Annotated in this window: 20 protein-coding genes; 8 read left to right on the forward strand and 12 right to left on the reverse strand. The window is 67.4% G+C overall.

Annotation, left to right across the window (positions count from 1 at the left end; translation table 11 throughout):
• Positions 1–59 precede the first annotated feature (59 nt).
• The 4 genes from RM543_RS01780 to RM543_RS01795 form a co-directional block, all read right to left on the reverse strand.
• Positions 60–632 (reverse strand): cob(I)yrinic acid a,c-diamide adenosyltransferase, encoded by a 573-nt coding sequence (locus tag RM543_RS01780; protein ID WP_311689047.1) that lies wholly within the window; start codon positions 630–632, stop codon positions 60–62.
• A gap of 3 nt (positions 633–635) precedes the next feature.
• Positions 636–833 carry a twin transmembrane helix small protein gene (locus RM543_RS01785; RefSeq protein WP_311689048.1) on the reverse strand — a complete coding sequence of 66 codons (198 nt, stop codon included), beginning with the start codon at positions 831–833 and terminating at the stop codon, positions 636–638.
• A gap of 65 nt (positions 834–898) precedes the next feature.
• Positions 899–1,729, reverse strand: a complete 831-nt coding sequence (locus RM543_RS01790; RefSeq protein ID WP_311689050.1) for an SDR family oxidoreductase — start codon at positions 1,727–1,729, stop codon at positions 899–901.
• A gap of 76 nt (positions 1,730–1,805) precedes the next feature.
• Positions 1,806–2,378 (reverse strand): SH3 domain-containing protein, encoded by a 573-nt coding sequence (locus RM543_RS01795; RefSeq protein WP_311689052.1) that lies wholly within the window; start codon positions 2,376–2,378, stop codon positions 1,806–1,808.
• A gap of 151 nt (positions 2,379–2,529) precedes the next feature.
• Here RM543_RS01795 and parC point away from each other — a divergent pair, with 151 nt between their 5' ends.
• The 3 genes from parC to RM543_RS01810 all read left to right on the forward strand — a co-directional run bounded on the left by parC (position 2,530) and on the right by RM543_RS01810 (position 7,367).
• A complete protein-coding gene (parC, locus tag RM543_RS01800; protein ID WP_311689054.1) occupies positions 2,530–4,767 on the forward strand; it encodes a DNA topoisomerase IV subunit A in 2,238 nt (745 codons plus the stop codon).
• 141 nt (positions 4,768–4,908) lie between these two features.
• Positions 4,909–6,183, forward strand: coding sequence for a DUF898 family protein (locus tag RM543_RS01805; protein ID WP_311689056.1), 1,275 nt, complete (start codon positions 4,909–4,911; stop codon positions 6,181–6,183).
• Positions 6,184–6,188: 5 nt separating this feature from the next.
• On the forward strand, positions 6,189–7,367 hold the full coding sequence (locus tag RM543_RS01810; protein WP_311689058.1) for a M48 family metallopeptidase: 1,179 nt from the start codon (positions 6,189–6,191) through the stop codon (positions 7,365–7,367).
• A 23-nt stretch (positions 7,368–7,390) separates the two neighbouring features.
• Here the strand turns inward: RM543_RS01810 and RM543_RS01815 are convergent, their stop codons facing one another.
• The 4 genes from RM543_RS01815 to folK are packed head-to-tail and all read right to left on the reverse strand — an operon-like array spanning position 7,391 to position 11,260.
• Positions 7,391–8,026: a DUF2062 domain-containing protein gene (locus RM543_RS01815; protein WP_311689060.1), complete on the reverse strand. Its 636-nt coding sequence runs from the start codon at positions 8,024–8,026 to the stop codon at positions 7,391–7,393.
• A gap of 34 nt (positions 8,027–8,060) precedes the next feature.
• Positions 8,061–10,211, reverse strand: a complete 2,151-nt coding sequence (locus RM543_RS01820; protein ID WP_311689843.1) for a RelA/SpoT family protein — start codon at positions 10,209–10,211, stop codon at positions 8,061–8,063.
• 22 nt (positions 10,212–10,233) lie between these two features.
• Positions 10,234–10,593, reverse strand: coding sequence for a DNA-directed RNA polymerase subunit omega (gene rpoZ / locus RM543_RS01825; RefSeq protein ID WP_311689062.1), 360 nt, complete (start codon positions 10,591–10,593; stop codon positions 10,234–10,236).
• 40 nt (positions 10,594–10,633) lie between these two features.
• The gene (gene folK / locus RM543_RS01830) at positions 10,634–11,260 is read right to left on the reverse strand and encodes a 2-amino-4-hydroxy-6-hydroxymethyldihydropteridine diphosphokinase (protein WP_311689064.1); all 627 of its coding nucleotides are present in this window, start codon (positions 11,258–11,260) and stop codon (positions 10,634–10,636) included.
• Between the two features lie 79 nt (positions 11,261–11,339).
• Here folK and RM543_RS01835 point away from each other — a divergent pair, with 79 nt between their 5' ends.
• Genes RM543_RS01835 through rnhA form a run of 5 tightly spaced genes read left to right on the forward strand, consistent with a single transcriptional unit; the run spans position 11,340 to position 14,336 of the window.
• Positions 11,340–11,915 (forward strand): LabA-like NYN domain-containing protein, encoded by a 576-nt coding sequence (locus RM543_RS01835; protein ID WP_116084969.1) that lies wholly within the window; start codon positions 11,340–11,342, stop codon positions 11,913–11,915.
• A gap of 22 nt (positions 11,916–11,937) precedes the next feature.
• Positions 11,938–12,393, forward strand: coding sequence for a YqaA family protein (locus RM543_RS01840; RefSeq protein WP_311689066.1), 456 nt, complete (start codon positions 11,938–11,940; stop codon positions 12,391–12,393).
• Positions 12,394–12,442: 49 nt separating this feature from the next.
• Positions 12,443–13,393: a 4-hydroxy-3-methylbut-2-enyl diphosphate reductase gene (gene ispH, locus RM543_RS01845; protein WP_311689844.1), complete on the forward strand. Its 951-nt coding sequence runs from the start codon at positions 12,443–12,445 to the stop codon at positions 13,391–13,393.
• Entirely contained in the window at positions 13,390–13,842 is a 453-nt protein-coding gene (locus RM543_RS01850; protein ID WP_311689068.1) for a DUF3429 domain-containing protein, read from the forward strand. The genes ispH and RM543_RS01850 overlap by 4 nt, the downstream gene beginning before the upstream one ends.
• A 41-nt stretch (positions 13,843–13,883) precedes the next feature.
• Positions 13,884–14,336, forward strand: coding sequence for a ribonuclease HI (gene rnhA, locus RM543_RS01855; protein WP_311689070.1), 453 nt, complete (start codon positions 13,884–13,886; stop codon positions 14,334–14,336).
• On the opposite strand, the gene RM543_RS01860 is transcribed toward rnhA, so the two are convergent.
• From RM543_RS01860 to def (RM543_RS01875), 4 genes are read right to left on the reverse strand one after another with little or no spacing between them, the layout of a single operon-like run.
• Positions 14,326–15,213, reverse strand: coding sequence for a serine hydrolase domain-containing protein (locus RM543_RS01860; RefSeq protein WP_311689072.1), 888 nt, complete (start codon positions 15,211–15,213; stop codon positions 14,326–14,328). The two genes, rnhA and RM543_RS01860, sit on opposite strands and share 11 nt — an antisense overlap.
• A gap of 1 nt (position 15,214) precedes the next feature.
• Entirely contained in the window at positions 15,215–16,114 is a 900-nt protein-coding gene (fmt, locus tag RM543_RS01865) for a methionyl-tRNA formyltransferase (RefSeq protein WP_311689074.1), read from the reverse strand.
• On the reverse strand, positions 16,111–16,608 hold the full coding sequence (gene def / locus RM543_RS01870; protein WP_311689076.1) for a peptide deformylase: 498 nt from the start codon (positions 16,606–16,608) through the stop codon (positions 16,111–16,113). The genes fmt and def (RM543_RS01870) overlap by 4 nt, the downstream gene beginning before the upstream one ends.
• On the reverse strand, positions 16,605–17,102 hold the full coding sequence (gene def, locus RM543_RS01875; RefSeq protein ID WP_311689078.1) for a peptide deformylase: 498 nt from the start codon (positions 17,100–17,102) through the stop codon (positions 16,605–16,607). Before def (RM543_RS01875) ends, def (RM543_RS01870) begins: the two co-directional genes overlap by 4 nt.
• Positions 17,103–17,270: the final 168 nt, after the last annotated feature.

The raw sequence follows: 17,270 nt of genomic DNA on the forward strand, positions 1-17,270 counted from the left end.
TGAAAAACCGCGAATATCGGCGAATGGCGCTGGAAACGCGACGTTTCCGGATGGTACCGCTAACGACTTGCACCCGGCACCCAGAGGACGTCCCCCGCCCCGCCATTGTTGGCGTGCCGCGCGGCAACGAAGAACCAATCGCTCAGGCGATTGAGATACCGCACGACCGGGCCGCTCACGCTTTGCTCGTCCGCCAGGGCGACGGCGATGCGTTCGGCCCGCCTCGCGACGGTTCGCGCGACATGGAGGTGCGCCGCGAGGGTGGAGCCGCCCGGAAGGACGAAACTTCGCAGGGGCGCGAGGTCCGCGTTCATCGCGTCGATTTCCGTCTCGAGCCGCGCGGTCTGCGCGTCGGTGACGCGCAGGGGCGGGTACTCCGCCTCCTCTTCTCCCGGCGCGGTCGGACGACACAGATCGGCGCCGAGATCGAACAGATCGTTCTGGATCACCGTCAGGCGCTCGCCCATCTCCCCCTCCGCATGAAGGCGCGCGACGCCGATCGCGGCATTCACCTCGTCCACGGTGCCGTAGGCCTCGACGCGCAGGGACGTCTTCGCAACGCGGCTTCCATCGCCCAGGGCGGTTTCACCGCCATCGCCGCTTCGGGTGTAGATCTTGCTTAGAACGACCATGGCCTATCTCCGTATCAGCACGAACAGCAGGATAAGAACGACCGCGGCGAACTGGGCGATGATGCGCAGGCGCATGATCTTGTTGGCGTTCCTGCGGTTGAACTCGCCGCCCTTGGCGAAGGTGCCGATCCCCACCGCGAGGATCGCGACGACCACGAGCCCGGCCAGGGCGATGGCGATGAACAGCGGATCGTCTCTCATGTCGGCCTCATGTCGGATGCTGACCCGCACGTAGCACCCATGAGGCGGACCGCCAGTGCGACCGATCAGCCGCGGGAAATGATCCTGTCGAGCGCACGGCCGGGAAGGATGCGTCGCAAGACCCCCATCGCCTTCGTCGGGACCGTGACCGCATAGCGCGGCGCCGGGTTTCTCGCGCTCAGCGCCCGGCGGACCGCCTTCACCACCGCTTCCGGCGGCAGCTCGAACGTGTCCTTGCCGCGGCTTTCATAGAGACGTTTCAGCAGCGTTTCGCGGTACTGATCGGCGCGCGGCGAGGCTTCCCAGTCGATCCAGCGTTCGAAATGGGGGATGGAATTGACCCGGATGTTCGACGTGATCGGGCCGGGCTCGATCAGGACGACCCGGATCGGCGTGTCCCGCATCTCGAGCCGCAGCACGTCCGTCATCCCCTCCAGCGCGAACTTGGTAGAGACGTAGGCCCCTCTCCACTTCATCGGAACGAGGCCCAGGACGGAGGAGCAGTTGAGGATGCGGCCCGACCCTTGCGCGCGCATGATCGGAATGACCTGCCGCGTCAGCTCGTGCCAGCCGAAGACGTTGGTCTCGAAGATCGCTCGGAGCCCGTCGGTCGGCAGGTCTTCGAGGGCGCCAGGTAGTGCGAAGGCCCCGTTGTTGAAGAGCGCATCGAGCCGCCCGCCCGTCGCGTCCGTCACATGGGCCACCGCGGAGGCGATGCTTTCGGCGTCGTCGTAATCGAGCCGGATCCCCTCCAGCCCCTCCTGCCTCAGCCGCTCGGCATCCGCCTCCTGCCGACAGGCCGCGAAAACGCGCCACCCATCGGACCGAAGGCCCCGCGCTGCGGCCAGTCCGATCCCGGAGGAACAACCTGTGATGAGGATGGATCTCGTGGTCACTCGGAGCCTGAAACGCGAAAGGGTGGCGGGATCAGCCGCCACCCTCTACGCCCGGTTGCCTGACGGCAAGACGGTTTCAGCCGATCTCGTCGAGGAAGCGGCGGGCCATGAAGCCCTCGCGACCGCCGGACATCCGGATCTTCGCCCATCCGGATGCATCCTCGGAAACGAGTTCGACATCGGTGCCACGAACGAGGGAGTCGATGACACCGTGACCGGTCGACGGACCGGATCTGACATTCACGCGGGAGCCGGAGACTTCCAGCATCTGGGCATCCGCGGCCGGGTCGGCGGCGAGGGCCTCCCAGTCGCGATCAGCGTCGACGACGCCGCCCGCAGCAGCAAGAACGCGGCGCGTTTCGTCGGAAAGCTTCAGCGTGCCACTGGGGTTGGCTTCGGCCTGAGCGGCGGAATCGGGCGCATCGGATGCGACAGCGGGCTTCGCGCCGACGGAGCCCTGCACCGCCGCCTGAACGATATTCCGGGCCTGTTCGAGATCGGCCGGTTCGGCGCTGGCCTTGACGACCGGCGTGGCGAGGGCGGACGGTGCCGTCGCCGCACGGGTCACGTCGACATCACCGGTTCCTGGGACGAGAACCATCGCACCACCGAGGACGAGGAGCGTTCCTGCAACATACTTACCGAGCATTACTTTGCCTCCGCCTGGGTCGACCGTGCCTGGATGGAATAGTTATCGAGCGCGTGTTTCTGCATGGTTGCCGTAATGTCCTGCCCCGCGAGACGGACGCTCCTTTTTCGTTACCCTTGTAGCCACCGGGAGGCTTCGCTAGTCAGACCGCATGAGCGAAAGCGCCGACGAACCGGATCACCCTTCGCCGGCACTTGCCGAGCCGCTTCGCCGAGCCATCGGCGAGCGCTACCTGACGTATGCCCTTTCCACGATCATGAACCGCGCACTTCCCGATGCGCGCGACGGGCTGAAACCAGTCCATCGCCGTATCCTGTATGCAATGCGCGAACTTCGGCTGAGTTCCGCTGGCGGGTATCGAAAATCAGCGAAAATCAGCGGCGACGTGATGGGCAACTATCACCCGCACGGTGACAGCGCGATCTACGACGCGATGGCGCGCCTCGCGCAGGACTTCTCCATCCGCTACCCGCTGGTCGATGGCCAGGGGAACTTCGGAAGCATCGACGGAGACAACCCGGCGGCCGCGCGCTACACCGAAGCCCGCCTGACCGCCGCCGCGGAAGCCCTGATGGACGGCCTGACCGAGGATGCCGTCGATTTCCGGGACAACTACGACGGCACGCTCCAGGAACCCGTCGTCCTGCCCGCCGCCTTTCCGAACCTTCTGGCCAACGGATCCAGCGGCATCGCCGTCGGCATGGCGACGAACATTCCGCCACACAACATCGACGAGCTTCTCGGCGCCTGCCTCCATCTGCTGAAGACCCCGGATGCGCGGGACGAGACGCTGATGAGCTACGTCCAGGGTCCGGACTTCCCGACCGGCGGCGTCATCGTGGAGCCGCCTGCCAGCATGGCCGAGGCCTACCGGACCGGCCGCGGCGCGTTCCGCCTGCGGGCGCGGTGGGAGATCGAGGAACTCGGGCGCGGCCAGTGGCAGGTCGTCGTCACCGAGATCCCCTACCAGGTCCAGAAGTCGAAGCTCATCGAACGGCTCGCCGAGCTGATCCAGCTTAAGAAGATTCCGATCCTCGCCGATGTGCGGGACGAGAGCGCCGAGGACGTGCGTGTCGTCCTGGAGCCCCGCTCCCGCACCGTCGATGCCGACGTGCTGATGGGGATGCTGTTCCGCAACTCGGACCTCGAAGTGCGGTTCTCGATGAACATGAACGTGCTGATCGACGGGCGCACGCCGAAGGTCTGTTCGCTGAAGGACGTGCTGCGGGCGTTCCTCGACCACCGCCGGGACGTCCTTCTGCGTCGCTCGCGCCACCGCCTCGGCAAGATCGACGCGCGGCTGCACATCCTCGAAGGCTACATCGTCGCCTTCCTCAACCTCGACCGGGTGATCGAGACCATCCGCACCGAGGACGAGCCGAAGCCCGTCATGATGGCCGAGTTCGACCTGACGGAGACGCAGGCCGAGGCGATCCTCAACATGCGCCTGCGGTCGCTGCGCCGCCTTGAGGAGATGGAGCTCCGCCGTGAGCGCGACGAGCTGACCGAGGAGCGCGCCGGCCTGATGGATCTTCTCGGCAGCGAGGAGCTCCAGTGGCAGCGCATCGCCGCCGAGCTGAAGGAGGTCCGCAAGACCTTCGGCAAGAACAGCCCCGGCGGCGCCCGCCGCTCCGAGATTGCCGAGGCCAAGGCCGTGGCGGAGGTGCCGGTGGAGGCGATGATCGAGCGCGAGCCGGTCACCGTGGTCTGCTCGAAGATGGGCTGGATCCGGGCGATGAAAGGCCACGTCGCCGCCGATCAGCCGCTGAAGTTCAAGGACGGGGACGAGGGCCGCTTCGCGATCCATGCCGAGACGACGGACAAGCTGTTGCTCCTCGGCTCCAACGGCCGCGTCTATACCCTTCCCGTGACCTCCCTGCCCGGCGGGCGCGGGATGGGGGAGCCGGTGCGCCTCATGGTCGATCTGCCCAACGAGGCGGACATCACCGCGCTGCGGATCCACCGCAAGGGTCAGAAGCTTCTGCTCGCCTCGACCGCCGGCGACGGGTTCGTCGCCAATGCCGACGAGCTCCTCGCGCAGACCAAGGCCGGCAAGCAGGTGCTGAACGTGAAGGCCCCGGCAGCCGCCGCGCTCTGCAAGACCATCGACGGGGACCACGTCGCCGTCGTGGGGGAGAACCGCAAGATGCTGGTCTTCCCGCTGACCGAGCTGCCGGAAATGGCGCGGGGCAAGGGCGTGCGCCTCCAGAAGTACAAGGACGGCGGGATGTCCGACGCGACGACGCTGACGCTGGAGACCGGCCTGTCCTGGACCGATCCTGCGGGCCGGACGCGCACCGAGCGGGATCTCTCCGAATGGGTCGGCAAGCGCGCCGGCTCGGGACGCATGGCCCCCCGCGGCTTCCCGCGCGACAACCGCTTCAACTGACCCGGCGCCTCGCCGCCTGCCCGAAGTGACCCCATTGCCGCATAAGGCTCCGGGGCATACACGGATGCGTGACGCGGGAGGGACCATGGCATTAGGATTGCCCCTGCGTCAGAAGCGACCTTCCCGCGAAAGGCATTTCCGATGAGTGATACAGATACGGGGCCCTCCTCCGCATTCGGGGACGCCCTCGAGGCGCAATATGACGGCGAGGGCGGCCCGCTCTTCTGGCTTGCGCTCAAGACCGGCTTTCTCACGCTCATCACGCTCGGCATCTACCGCTTCTGGGCCAAGACGCGGATCCGCCGCTACCTCTGGTCCTCGATCCGGCCGGGCGGTTCGCCGTTCGAATATACCGGCACGGGCCTCGAGATGCTGCTCGGCTTCCTCCTCGCGGTGGTGGTGCTGGCGGTCTATCTCGGCGTCTTCCAGTTGATCCTCTTCGCCGTCGGTCTTTCCATGTTCTCCGGCGGCACGACGGACGCGGCGATCATGGCCCAGATGGCGACGTCCCTCCTCAGTTTCGCCGCCGTGGCGCCGCTGCTGTTCTTCGCGCGTTACCGGGCGCGGCGCTACCAACTCGCCCGCACGCGCTGGCGCGGCATCCGGTTCGGGATTGAGAAGGGCGCCCTCGGCTATACCTGGCGCGCCGTTTTCTATGCCATCGCCACGCTTCTGAGCTTCGGGCTGCTGCTGCCGCTCATGACCTTCCGCCTCGAGAAGTACATGATCGACAGGACCTATTACGGCACCGCGCGCTTCCAGCAGCACGGCAGGTGGACGATGCTCTATCGTGCCATGCGCCAGGTCTTCATCGCGCTCGCCATCCTGATCGCCGGCGCGGCCTGTTCGGGTTTCGGCACCATGCTCCCCCCCGGCCCGCTCGGCTATTCCTTCCTGTCGGGCCTCGGCATGGTGCTGCTGGCGGTCGGCTATGTCTGGATCTTCATCGGCGCGGTCTCCTACTCCGTCCAGTCCTTCCGCCTCATGGCGGCCGAGAAGGAGCTGGGCAACGGTATCCGCTTCGACGCGCAGCCAAGGACCGGCAGCGTCATCGGCATCTATATCGGTGGGACGATGCTGCTCGGCCTTTGCGTGATGGCGCTCGTGATCCCGCTGATCATCGTGGCGTTCGTGCTGGTCCTCGCCTCCGGAGGCTTCGAGCAACTTGCCTTCATGAACCAGGAGGTCGTCGGCCTCGGCGTCGTGATCCTGACGAGCATCGCCTATGTCGGCTCGATCCTCATGGCCGGAGCGCTGGCCGCCTGCTTCATCACCCAGCCGATCCTGAGGCACTATATCGAGACGCTGACGATCCTGAACGCCGGTCGGCTCGATCTCATCACCCAGCGGGAGCGGGACGAGGTCGTGGATGCCGAAGGCTTCGCCGACGCTCTTGATATCGGTGCGGGCTTCTGAGCGGCATGAAGGGATCCGCTCCTCACGGTCAGACCTCGGTTCCGGCCCTCTTCCACGACGGGCGGACCGCCGGCGAGCGAGCCGTGCGCGCGGTGGCCGATGCCGGGTCCGGCCGGATGACGATCCTCGCCGAAAGCGGTGCGCCCCTCGCGATCTGGCCCCTGAAGGACGTTCGGCAGGTGCGCGACCCCGGCTCGAAGGGCCACGGCGTCTTTCACCTGTCCGGAACGGACGAGGCGCGGCTGGTCGTGGAGGCGGCGCGCGACGTCGCCGCGCTCGCCGCGCTCTGTCCGAACCGCAAGGCCAGCACGACACCGCCCGGAACCGTGCGCAGGATCGTGGTGAGCGGCCTCGCCGCCATCGGCGCCATCCTCCTGATCCTCTTCGTCATCCTGCCACGCCTGTCGGACACGATCGCCCGCATGATCCCGCCCGACCGGGAGGAGCAGATCGGCACCACCGTCGTCGCACAGGTGGAGCGGGCCTTCGGCGCGCGCGGGGAGGACGCGATGTGCTCGACCGCCGAGGGCGATGCGGCGCTGCAGAAGATGCGGGATCGGCTCATCGCCGATCTCGACGTGCCCTACGATGTGAAGATCCGCGTTCTCGACAGCGGCATGGTGAATGCCTTTGCGGCGCCCGGCGGACATGTCGTCATCTTTTCGGCACTGATCTACGCCGCCGAGAGTCCCGAGGAGGTGGCCGGGATCCTGGCGCATGAACTCGGTCACGTCGCATCGCGGGACCCCCTCCGGCTGACGCTGCGGGCCGCGGGCTCGGCCGGGATCCTCTCACTCGTCATCGGCGATTTCGCAGGCGGTGCCGCCGCCGCCGTGATTGCCGAGCAGGTCGCCTCCGCAGCCTACACCAGGGAGGCCGAGGCCGCGGCGGACCGCTTCGCATTCGACATGCTGGCAGCGGCGGAGCTGCCCTCCGAAGCCATCGCCCAATTCTTCGACCGCCTGAGTGAGGAGCACGGGGACATGAACGGTGTGCTGGAATACGTCGCAAGCCATCCCAGTCTCGCCGGCCGCGCTGAGGCCGCCCGATCCGCCGAAACGCAAGGAGATGCCTTCGCCCCGGTCCTGTCCGAGGAGGAGTGGCAGGCCCTCCGCGCGATCTGCGACTGGCCGGAGGACGACATGGCCGAAGAAGCGGACACGGCCCTGCGGGAAGACGAATAAGGCATCCCGCCTGCCCGGTCTTCTTACCCGTTGTCCGGCTGGTGGGCGCCCCTCAGCCGCGCGGCTCGCCGCTTCACGAGGCCCTTGCGGCGCTTCTGATAGGCGGTGACGACAGGCAGGGAGAGGTAGAACGCGATGATCCCGGCGATCAGGCCGGGGAGCAGCCCCCCCACGAGATAGGGCAGGAACACCTCGGAATAGAACCTGTGGAGCCCCAGCCAATTCGCCTTGTCCGGGGTGAAGAGCGCGCCGAGATTGGCCCAGAGATCCGACATCGCCCAGGCGAATTTCTCGAACAGCGAGTTGCGCACCTCGTCCTTGAACTGCGTGCCGAGGATGAAGTGCCCAAGCGTCAGGCTCACCCACGCGATGACGGGGAAGGTGATCGGGTTGCCGAAGAAGGTGGCGATGAGCGCGGCGACGATGTTCGCCCGCATGATCCGGCCGATGATCAGCGCGAGCACGAAGTGAAGCCCGAAGAGCGGCGTGAAGCAGACGAATACGCCCGCGAAGATGCCCCGTGCGATGCGCTCGGGCCTGTCCGGGATGCGGCTTACGCGGTGCTGGACGTACTGGAAGGCGCGGCCGTAACCACCGCGCGGCCAGATCGCTGACCATGCGATTCGGGCCCAGCTCCGCTTTTCTCTCCGCTTGAACACGTCCAGAGGGCCTCGTTCGATTGGGACCGGCGGGTCATGCAGGTCCGCGTTCCAGGTTTCGCATCCGCGATATCTCTGCAACGTCGCTATCGGCCTCAAGTGCCGTCACGACCATGTGCAGATGCTCCACGTCTCGCAGGTCCACATCAATCAGCAACCTGTAAAAGTCAGGTTTCCGATCAAGAAACTGCAGATCCGAGATATTCGCCTTCTGCTCGGCCACAAGGGTGCATATCCGGCCGAGCGCGCCGGTCGCGTTGGCCAGGACCAGCTCGAGACGGACGGTATAGACCGGCGGGTGGGGGCCCGAATGCCAGTGCAGGTCGACCCAGCGTTCGGCCGCCTCCTCGAACTCCACCAGGAGCGGGCAATCGATGGCATGCACCACGACGCCGCGCCCGCGATACGTGATGCCGACGATTCGCTCTCCCGGCACCGGCTGACAGCACGAGGCCCGCTGCGGCGTCTGGTCGGGCGCGAGGCCGAGGACGGCGCGGGTCTGGTCCACCGGCTCCCGCTCGCCGCCGCTGTCGGCAAGCTTCGGATAGAGCGTGGTCACGACGTCCCGCGCGGAGAGCTCCGCGCTGCCGAGACGCGCCAGGAGCGTGTCCGCATCAGGCAGGGTCAGCTTCTTCGCCGCCATGCGCAGGGCCTTGTCCGTCGCCGTTCGTCCGACCTGCTCGAACGCCTGCCTCACGAGCTCCCGCCCCAGCTTGATGTAGCGTTCGCGGTTCTCCTCGCGGAGGGAGCGGCGGATCGCGGACTTCGCGCGGCCCGTCGCGACGATATCGAGCCAGGTCGCCTGCGGCCGCTGGCCCTCGGCGGTGATGATCTCGCAGGACTGGCCGTTCTTCAGCCGCGTCCACATCGGAACCCGGATGCCGTCGATCTTCGCACCGACGCAGGAATCGCCGATCCGCGTGTGGATCGAGTAGGCAAAGTCGAGCGGCGTCGCGCCCTTCGGCAGCTTCACCACTTCGCCCTTCGGTGTGAAGCAGAACACCTGGTCGGAATACATCTCGAGCTTCACATGCTCGAGGAATTCCTCGTGGTCGGTGTCTCCGAAGCGGTCGTTCAGCGTGGAAAGCCACTTGGCGGGGTCGACGGCGAAGGGGTTCTGCGCGCGCACACCGTCGCGGTAGGACCAGTGTGCGGCGACGCCCGCCTCGGCGACCTCATGCATCTGCCGGGTGCGGATCTGCACCTCGACGCGCTTGCCGTCCCGGCCCGAGACCGTGGTGTGGATCGATCGGTAGCCGTTCGACTTGGGCTGGCTGATGTAATCCTTGAAGCGGCCCGGCACGGCGGACCAGCGACGGTGAATCGCGCCGAGGACGGCATAGCAATCCCTCTCGGTATCCACGATGACGCGAAACCCGTAGATGTCCGACAGACGTGAGAAGCCCTGGCTCTTCTCCTGCATCTTGCGCCATATCGAGTAGGGGCGCTTCGCACGGCCGAACACGTCCGCATCGATCTGCGCCTTCGAAAGTTCGAGCCGTATGTCACCCGTGATCTTCTGGATCACGTCGCCGGTTTCGTTCTGGAGCCGCACGAAGCGACGCATGATGGAGAGGCGGCCCTCGGGGTTCAGCACCTGGAAGGCGAGGTCTTCGAGCTCCTCCCGCATCGACTGCATGCCCATCCGCCCGGCCAGGGGGGCATAGATGTCCATCGTCTCGCGCGCCTTCTTCACCTGCTTCTCGTGGCGCTGGAAGCGGATGGTGCGCATGTTGTGAAGCCGGTCCGCCAGCTTCACGAGGATCACCCGCAGATCGCGGGACATGGCGATGAAGAGCTTGCGGAAGTTCTCCGCCTGCCGCGTTTCCGAGGAGGAGAGCTGGAGATTGGTCAGCTTGGTGACGCCGTTCACGAGGTCGGCGATGTCGGCGCCGAACCGGTCGGAGATATCGGTCCAGTTCGCCCGGGTGTCCTCGATCGTATCGTGCAGGAGGGCGGTCACGATCGTCGAATCATCAAGCCGCTGCTCGGTCAGGAGCGCGGCGACGGCAACGGGGTGGATGAAGTAGGGTTCGCCCGAATCGCGAAACTGACCTTCGTGCATCTCCGCACCGTAAGCATATGCGGCGCGGATCAGATCGGTGTCGCTGCGCGGATTGTACGCCTTTATGAGCTCGACGAGATCCTCGACGTCGAGGGACGCGCCGTGATGCGGCGCGGCCAGCGTATGCGAGCTTTCGTTCGTCTTACTTCTGCTCCTGCGCTTCCATCAGGGCGCGCAGCAGCTTCTCTTCGGACATGTCGTCATCGGCCGGACGGTCGGCACTGCTCTCGGAGCCCATGAGGAGGGACATGCTGTCCTCTTCGGGCTCGTCGACTTCGATCTGGGTCTGGTTGGACTCGATCATCCGCTCCCGCAGATCGTCCGCCTGCTGGGTTTCGTCGCCGATCTCGCGCAGCGCGACGACGGGGTTCTTGTCGTTGTCGCGGTCCACGGTGGGTTTGGCGCCCGAGGAGATCTCACGCGAACGGTGCGCGGCGAGCAGGACGAGCTCGAAGCGGTTCGGGACCTTGTCGACGCAGTCTTCGACGGTAACGCGTGCCATGGAACGACTCTCCAGCGATCAGAGTGCGGAAAACGCGTCTCTAACGCCTTGTCGGCCGCTTTGCAAGGGAGAGGCTCATGGCTCGAGGTCCGCCACGCGCGCCGGCGGGGAGGCTTCGGATCATGTCCGCCGGGGTCTGGCCCGTGACGGGATGGTGCCAATCGGGCGCCGCCTCCGCCAGAGGCAGGAGCACGAAAGGCCGATCCGCGATGCGCGGGTGCGGCAGGATGAGCCGGTCCGGTGCCTCGGCCCGCTGCCGCTCCGGCGCCAGCTTGCGCCACCTTTGCCATTCTGCGCGCGCCGGAAGCACGCTGTCTCCCAGCCAGAGTAGGTCGAGGTCGAGCGCCCTCGGCGCCCAGCGCCTGTGCCGCCGCCGCCCGAAGGCCGCCTCGATCTCATGGAGCGCGGCGAGGGCGTCCCGAGGCCCCATTGCCGTGCCGACGCACACCACCACCGCGTTGACGAAGTCGGGTCCGGAGCCGGCGGGGAAGGCCGCGGTGCGATACAGTCGGCTCCGGCGCAGGATCACGAATCCGCACCGCTCCATCGCGCGCATGGCCGCCGTCACCGTCCGCGCAGGCGATCCGGCGCGCGATGCGGCATTCGAGCCCAGTGCGACGCCCCCGATTGTGTCGATAACGTGACGTTCATTGACTTGCAGCACCATGGGCTTTCCCTAGCTCTTGATCGGATGGGCGGACAAAGCCCCTTTTCGTCCTGCCATGCATTTTGAAAGGGCATTTTGAATGTTTTACCGCGACGAGCGCCTGGCGCTCTTCATCGATGGCTCGAACCTCTACGCCGCGGCCAAGTCGCTCGGGTTCGACATCGACTACAAGCTGCTCCGCCAGGAGTTCATGCGCCGCGGCAAGCTCCTCAGGGCCTTCTATTACACCGCCCTTCTGGAGAACGACGACTACTCGCCGATCCGCCCCCTCGTCGACTGGCTGCACTACAACGGCTTCTCAATGGTGACGAAGCCCGCGAAGGAGTACATCGACAGCCAGGGCCGCCGTAAGGTCAAGGGCAACATGGATATCGAGCTGACGGTCGATGCCATGGAGTTGGCTCCGCGCGTCGATCACATCGTGCTCTTCTCCGGGGACGGCGATTTCCGGCCGCTGGTCGAGAGCCTCCAGCGCTCCGGCGTACGTGTTTCGGTGGTGTCCACCATCCGCTCGCAGCCGCCGATGATCGCGGACGAGCTGCGCCGGCAGGCGGACAATTTCATCGAGCTCGACGAGCTGAAGGATGTGATCGGCCGCCCCCCGCGGGAGCCCCGCCCCGAACCGCAGGGCGCAGAGGCCCTGTCCCGGAGCTGACGGCAGGGGGAGATTGCCTGGCGTGACCACCGGCCATCCCCTCGCCGATCTCGCGATCCTGTTCCTCGCCGCCTTCGGGGCGGCGACCATCCTTCCGTTCCAGTCCGAGATTGTCTTCGCCGCGCTGCAATCGGCCGAAACCGCCCCGCTCTGGGTCATCGTTGCGGTCGCGTCCGTCGGCAATACGCTCGGCTCGGTGGTCAACTACGTCATGGGCCTCGGCATCGAGCGGCTGAAGGGGCGGCGCTGGTTTCCCGCCTCGGAGGCGCAACTGGCCCGCGCGCAGGACTGGTATTCGCGCTGGGGCATCTGGTCCCTTCTGCTGAGCTGGGCGCCGCTCGGGGATGCGATAACCGTCGCCGCCGGCATCTTCCGGACCCGGTTCGGGGTCTTCCTCCTCCTCGTGGCCATCGCCAAGACCGGACGATACATCGTCTTCGCCGGACTCGTGGACGGCGCGATCAGGACGTTCGGCTGACGCCTTTACGGCAGGGCCCGGCGGCCTTACCTCTTGGGCCATGACCGAGATGCCCCGCCCCCCGCTCACCATCCATCTCGCCGCCCCGCGCGGCTTCTGCGCCGGCGTGGACCGCGCGATCAAGATCGTCGAGATGGCGCTCGAGAAATGGGGCGCTCCCGTCTACGTGCGGCACGAGATCGTCCACAACCGCTACGTCGTCGACGGCCTGCGGGAGAAGGGCGCGATCTTCGTCGAGGACCTCGAGGAATGCCCGGAGGATCGCCCCGTGATCTTCTCCGCTCATGGCGTCCCGAAGGCGGTCCCGGCCGAAGCTGCGCGGCGGGAGATGATCTTCGTCGACGCGACCTGCCCTCTCGTCTCGAAGGTTCATATCGAGGCGGCGCGGCATTCGGAGGAAGGTCTCCAGATCGTGATGATCGGCCATGCCGGCCATCCCGAGACGGTGGGCACGATGGGGCAGCTCCCGGACGGTGAGGTCCTCCTGGTCGAGACGCCGGAGGACGTGGCGAGCCTGGACGTCCGCGATCCCCAGCGCCTCGCCTTCGTGACGCAGACCACCCTCTCGATCGACGATACCCGCGAGATCGTGGAGGCCCTGACGTCGCGCTTCCCCGCCATCGTCGGACCGCACAAGGAAGACATCTGCTACGCCACCACCAACCGCCAGGAGGCGGTGAAGGCGATGGCGCCGGCGATCGACGCGCTTCTCGTGATCGGGGCGCCGAACTCGTCGAACTCGAAGCGCCTGGTCGAGGTCGGCGCTCGCGCCGGCTGCCGCTATTCCCAGCTCGTCCAGCGCGCCTCCGATATCGATTGGCGTGCCATCGAGGGGGTCGAATCGCTCGGCATCACCGCCGGCGCTTCCGCCCCCGAGGTTCTGGTAAACGAGGTCGTGGACGCGTTCCGCGAGCGGTACGACCTCCGCGTCGAACTGGTCGAGACGGCCGTGGAGCGGGTGGAGTTCAAGGTCCCCCGCGCCCTGCGAGAGCCCGCGTGAGAGCCGTCCCACTTCCTGCGGCCCTCCTCGGTGCCGCGGGGCTCCTGCCATTTTTGTGGGGCGCGGCCTGCGCCCTTGTCCCCGCTCTGAACGACTGGGCCTACCTGTCGCTCGGCGGCCGCTTCACCGCGCCCTACGTCGCCGTCTTCTACGGCGTCGTGATCCTCTGCTTCATGTCCGGCGTTCTCTGGGGCTTCGCGGCGCGAGACGCCGGCGCCCGGTGGCACTGGTACGCCCTTTCGGTCCTTCCGGCCCTCTGGGCCTTCTTCTTCTCAGGCGGCGGAGGGGCGGATGCGGCGCGGGCCGTGATCGCCGGTTTCCTCGCGCTTCTGCTCCTGGACTGGCTCTACCAGCGTGCCGGTCTGGCGCCCGGATGGTGGTTGACCCTGCGCATTCCCCTGACGGCAATCGTCACGATCAGCCTCGGCCTCGTCGCCGCGCTGGCCTGACGGGCTGGACGCCGCTCCGCTCCCGCTCTATCCCCCGCGCCATGCCTCATCTTTTCGCCTTCACCGACGGAGCCTGCTCCGGAAATCCCGGCCCCGGCGGCTGGGGCGCCCTCCTCCAGGCCAAGGAGGGGGAGGCGGTTGTCCGGGAAAAGGAGCTGAAGGGCGGCGAGGCGAACACGACCAACAATCGCATGGAGCTTTTGGCCGCGATCCACGCGCTCGAAAGCCTCAAGCGTCCGACCCGCATCACCGTCGTGACGGACAGCGCCTACGTGAAGAACGGCGTGACCGGCTGGATCCATGGCTGGAAGCGCAACGGCTGGCGCACCGCCTCGAAGAAGCCGGTGAAGAACGAGGAGCTGTGGAAGCGCCTCGACGCGGCGCAGCAGACCCATGACGTGACGTGGGAATGGGTGAAGGGCCATGCCGGCCACCCGGAGAACGAGCGGGCGGACGAGCTGGCCCGCGCCGGGATGAAGCCGTTCAAGCCCTGAAGGACGCGAGGCGCACCGCCTCCGTTTCGGGCACACCCTCATCGGTGCCCGGCGAGAAGACGGCGACCGTCACCGGCGCCGCGAGATCGGCAAAGCGATAGACGGCGCAGCTCCCGATCGGCCCGCCGCCCGAATGACCGACGGCCCGTCCGAGCCTCGCAACCTCGCCCGACATCAAGCCGAGCGCGTAGCCATGCCGCGTCCAGGGGCGGCCCGGAATGCCATCCCCGAGCGGATGGCGCCGCTGCATCCGCTCCAGCGTCTCCGGCCGCAGAAGCCCGCCTCCGAGAATGCCGTCCATCATCCGCGCGGCATCCGTGGCCGTGCCGACGAGGCAGCCGTGATAGACCCAACCCGGATCGTAACCGTCCGCGTCCCAATGGAGCCGTGCGAAGTCCTCGGCTCCCGCAAGGCGCATGGTCTCAAGGCCGAGCGGATCGGCGACGAGGGTTCGGAGCGCCTCCGCGAGCGTCCCTCCCGCCGCGTCCGCCACGATGCGGCCGGCAAGCATGTAGCCGATGTTGGAATAGCGCCAGCCTTGCCCCGGCGGGTAAACGAGCCTCCCGGCCCCGGCGCGGCGCAGCAGTTCCTCCCGCGGCCACGGCGGGGCCCTCCGGGCAACGGCCTCGCGATACTCCGGCAAGGCGCCGTAATCGGGCAGGCCGGCACGATGCTGAAGAAGCTGGGCCATGGAGAACGGCTTGCCGGGAATCCGCGCCTCGATATCGAGCCTGCCCGTTTCGTGAAGCTTCAGCGCGGCAGCGGCGATCGCGGTCTTGGTGACGCTGAACCACGGGAAGAGCGCGTCCGCCGCGCCCCTGCACTCCGTCCGCCCACCGGCAAGCCACGCGGCCGGCAGGTCCGCGCGCGCCGTCATCTCAGCCGATCCGTCCCGGCAGGACGAGGCCGCGCAGGACCTCCTCCGCGGCAAGCGGCTTTCGGCCTTCGCGCTGAACCTCCAGCACCTCCACGGCTCCGGTCCCGCAGGCGATCGTGAACCCCGCCATGACCTGACCCGCCTCGCCGTCCCCCTGATGGGCGCGGGAGCGCAGGAGCTTCACGCGCTCGCCATCGATCTCGGTCCAGGCGCCGGGGAAGGGAGAGAGGCCGCGGATCTGCCGGTCCACCTCTTCGGCCGGGCGGGACCAGTCGATCCTCGCCTCGGCCTTGTCGATCTTGGCCGCGTAGGTGACGCCGTCCTCGGGCTGCGGCAGCGGCGTGAGACCCGCCAGCCCGTCCAGCGCCGCGACGATCGCCGTGGCGCCGATCGCGGCCAGCCGGTCATGCAGGTCGCCAGCCGTATCGGTCGGGCCGATGGGGGTTTCCTGACGCAGAAGGACGGGGCCGGTATCGAGCCCCGCTTCCATGCACATGATGCAGACACCGGTCGCATCGTCCCCGGCCATCACGCTGCGCTGGATGGGCGCCGCCCCGCGCCAGCGCGGCAGGAGCGAGGCATGAATGTTGAGGCAGCCGCGCTCCGGCGCGTCCAGGATCGCACGCGGCAGGATCAGGCCATACGCCACCACGACCGCGACCTCCGCGCCGAGCTCGGCGAAGCGCGCCTTCTCCTCTTCGGGCCTCAGGGAAACCGGATGGCGCACCTCGATGCCGGCCTCTTCGGCACGGCGGTGGACCGGCGTCGGACGGTCTTTCTTGCCGCGGCCCGCGGGGCGGGGCGGCTGGGTGTAGACGGCGACGATATCGTGCCCCGCCTCGATCAGCGCATCGAGCGCAGGGACCGAGAAGTCGGGCGTTCCCATGAAGATCAGTCTCATGCCGTCCGCTTCTCCGCGCGCTTGAGGAGCATCTGCCGCTTCGTGCGGCTCAGACCGTCGAAATACATCTTCCCGTCCAGATGGTCGATCTGATGCTGCAGGGAGGTCGACCAGAGCCCGACGAGGTCGCGCTCCTCGATCTCCCCGGCCGTGTTCAGGAAGCGGACCGTGACCGCCCGCGGCCGTTCCACCTTGGCGGAAACGCCGGGCAGGCAGGGGCTCGCCTCGTCATGAGTCCGGGGCTGGATGGAGGAATGGAGGATCTCGGGGTTGATCATCCGGATCGCTTCGCCCCGCCCCTCGGAGGCGTCCACCACCGCAAGGCGCAGCATGACGCCGATCTGGGGCGCGGCGAGGCCGACACCCGGCATCGCCTCCATTGTGTCCACCATGTCGCCGAGGATGGTCCGGATCTCGTCCGTCACCCCGGCGACAGGGTCCGCGGCCGTCCTGAGCCGCCGGTCGGGCCAGCGCAGGATCGGCCGGACGCTCACTCGGCCGAGGCCGCTTCGAGGCGTTCGCGCTCGGCCGGGTCGATCCGGTCGAGGATGAGCTTGCCGTCGAGATGGTCGATCTCGTGCTGGGCGACGCGCGCCTTGGCGCCGGACAGCTCCTCGGTCTGGCGATTGCCGGAGAGGTCGGTCCAGGCCAGCGTGACCGTTTCGGGGCGCTCGACGGAGGCGTTGATGCCCGGAATCGAAAGGCAGCCCTCGTCCTCGGAAGCAGTCTCGGACCCCTGCTCGGTGATCTCGGGGTCGATGCAGACATAGGGCTGCCGGCGGCCGCCGTCCTGCCAGTCGGACGTGTCCATCACGAACATGCGCGCCTCGCGGCCCACCTGCGTCGCGGCGAGACCACGGCCCGGCGCGGCATACATGGTCTCGAGAAGGTCGGCGGCGAGGATCTGAAGATCGCTCGTCACGCCGCCGCTTTCGGGGGCGGCCTTCGCGAGACGGGGATCGGGGTGGTTCAGAATGGGAAGTATCATGCGTTGTCCTTCATATTAAGGCGGCGGGCATCGTGCCTGCCAGTATTTTGACGGGGTCGGGCGCACCCGACATCATCGCTTCCAGACGGGCCCTGCCGTAGAACGGGTCGAGCCCGGCGCGAGCACGAAATGCCGACATGCGCCCACCAGCCGGCGGCTTCGCAGGCC

It is taken from the genome of Tropicimonas omnivorans (assembly GCF_031846565.1).
In the GTDB taxonomy this organism is placed as follows: Bacteria; Pseudomonadota; Alphaproteobacteria; order Rhodobacterales; family Rhodobacteraceae; genus Tropicimonas_B; species Tropicimonas_B omnivorans.

Coding starts and splice junctions, on each gene's coding strand:
- RM543_RS01780 (WP_311689047.1), bottom strand. CDS start 632: ATGGTCGTTCTAAGCAAGATCTACACCCGAAGCGGCGATGGCGGTGAA.
- RM543_RS01785 (WP_311689048.1), bottom strand. CDS start 833: ATGAGAGACGATCCGCTGTTCATCGCCATCGCCCTGGCCGGGCTCGTG.
- RM543_RS01795 (WP_311689052.1), bottom strand. CDS start 2,378: ATGCTCGGTAAGTATGTTGCAGGAACGCTCCTCGTCCTCGGTGGTGCG.
- parC (WP_311689054.1), top strand. CDS start 2,530: ATGAGCGAAAGCGCCGACGAACCGGATCACCCTTCGCCGGCACTTGCC.
- RM543_RS01805 (WP_311689056.1), top strand. CDS start 4,909: ATGAGTGATACAGATACGGGGCCCTCCTCCGCATTCGGGGACGCCCTC.
- RM543_RS01810 (WP_311689058.1), top strand. CDS start 6,189: ATGAAGGGATCCGCTCCTCACGGTCAGACCTCGGTTCCGGCCCTCTTC.
- rpoZ (WP_311689062.1), bottom strand. CDS start 10,593: ATGGCACGCGTTACCGTCGAAGACTGCGTCGACAAGGTCCCGAACCGC.
- folK (WP_311689064.1), bottom strand. CDS start 11,260: ATGGTGCTGCAAGTCAATGAACGTCACGTTATCGACACAATCGGGGGC.
- RM543_RS01835 (WP_116084969.1), top strand. CDS start 11,340: ATGTTTTACCGCGACGAGCGCCTGGCGCTCTTCATCGATGGCTCGAAC.
- ispH (WP_311689844.1), top strand. CDS start 12,443: ATGCCCCGCCCCCCGCTCACCATCCATCTCGCCGCCCCGCGCGGCTTC.
- rnhA (WP_311689070.1), top strand. CDS start 13,884: ATGCCTCATCTTTTCGCCTTCACCGACGGAGCCTGCTCCGGAAATCCC.
- RM543_RS01860 (WP_311689072.1), bottom strand. CDS start 15,213: ATGACGGCGCGCGCGGACCTGCCGGCCGCGTGGCTTGCCGGTGGGCGG.
- fmt (WP_311689074.1), bottom strand. CDS start 16,114: ATGAGACTGATCTTCATGGGAACGCCCGACTTCTCGGTCCCTGCGCTC.
- def (WP_311689078.1), bottom strand. CDS start 17,102: ATGATACTTCCCATTCTGAACCACCCCGATCCCCGTCTCGCGAAGGCC.